1 protein-coding gene is annotated in these 1,436 nt (G+C 65.4%); it reads right to left on the reverse strand.

Annotation, left to right across the window (positions count from 1 at the left end; genetic code table 11):
* A partial coding sequence (locus K678_RS19645) for a zincin-like metallopeptidase domain-containing protein (protein WP_021133790.1) occupies window positions 1-1,436 on the reverse strand: 1,436 nt, incomplete at both ends.

A 1,436-nucleotide genomic window follows, 5' to 3' on the forward strand; every position in this document is an offset into this window, starting at 1 on the left:
GGGCCGATTTCAGCAGCAGGCCATGCGATTTGCAGGCTTCGGCAAATTCCTCGACCGGAGACAGGCTGGCGGGCGCGGCCGGTTTGCCCGACCAGCGGGCGAAAGCGGCCGCGTCGAGCCCGTCCGGGACATACCACGCCTTGGCCTTGCGGTCCCATTTGGCCCCGAGCGCCTTGGCCTGTTCCTTTTCGGCAAAGGGCACGGCGAGGAAGGCGTGCGGGGTCGTGCGATCGAGCGGTACGTCCGAAGCCGGGCTTCGGCTTTGTTCGGGAGAAGCGCGCTCCTTGACCCGCTCGCGATCGAAGACGATCAGCTCGCGATTGGCCTTTTCCGGGTTTTCCTCACGATCGACGCCGTCGATCCAGCGCACATACCCATCATAGCCTTTGCTGCGGAGGAACTTGGTCTGGGCTTCGGCAAAGCGCCGCTTGTACTCGTTAAAATCGCTTTTGGCCTTGGCAATGTCGGGGTCTTTATCCAGGGCGGCGTCCATCGCGTCCCACAGCACGCCGTCGCGTTGGATATGGGCCGGGTCGAAAATCCCTTCGGGATCGAAGACCTTGACCAGACGGATCTCGACCACCTTCGCGGTCGCGGGGTCGTGGGCCTGGCTCGCGAACGGATGATCGAGCGCGATGAACTTGCCCGAGGGAAGACCGGCGCTCTGCATGGCGACCAGCGATTCCTTCCCCGGAATCGTCGGGGTATGCCAACCGACGAAAAGCGTGCCGGGTTCCTGCTCCGGAGCCTGGACCGGAGTTTGAGCCGAAGCCAGGGCCTGGGCTGGGGCCTGCGTCCATTTCGCAAACAACGCCGGGTCCAGCCCCGCCGGAATGAACCAGGATTTGGCGTCACGGTCCCATTTGGCCCCGAGCGCCTTGGCCTGATCCTTCTCGGCATAGGGCACCGCGATCAGCTGGGGCCGGTCGGAGACGGACGGGCGGTTGGGCGCGCTCCCCTGGACAGGCGAGCGGGCGGGCGTGACCTCGGGTGCGATCCCGGTCGGCATTAACGTCCGGTTCTCCATCCCCGGCTCCTGTGTGGTGGCGATCGCGGCGGCGTGAGCCTGGGCAGCGCGTTCGAGCTCGGGGCGGCGCTCCGGCTCGGTGACCCAGGATTTGATCGTTTCGGCGTCGCGGGCAGCGCGGAAGATCTCGTTCTTGTCGTCTCTCAGCACCTTCAGCCAGGATTCGACATACGACGCGTGGTTGGACGGATCGTGGGAGATGCCGAGGTCGCGGGCGAGCATATAGCTGGCGATTTCGGCCCGTAATTCCTCGCGGGCATAGAGTTCAGAGCCGAACGGCCCGAAAGTGCGGACAAGCCGGGAGGGATGGCCGGTGGCGTGGCCGAGCTCGTGCAGCAGGGTGGCGTAATAAGCCTCCTGGCCAACGAACGCGCCCTTCGGCGGCAGATGGATTTCATCGAGGCCGGGG

The organism is Magnetospirillum fulvum MGU-K5, from assembly GCF_000442515.1.
In the GTDB taxonomy this organism is placed as follows: domain Bacteria; phylum Pseudomonadota; class Alphaproteobacteria; order Rhodospirillales; family Magnetospirillaceae; genus Phaeospirillum; species Phaeospirillum fulvum_B.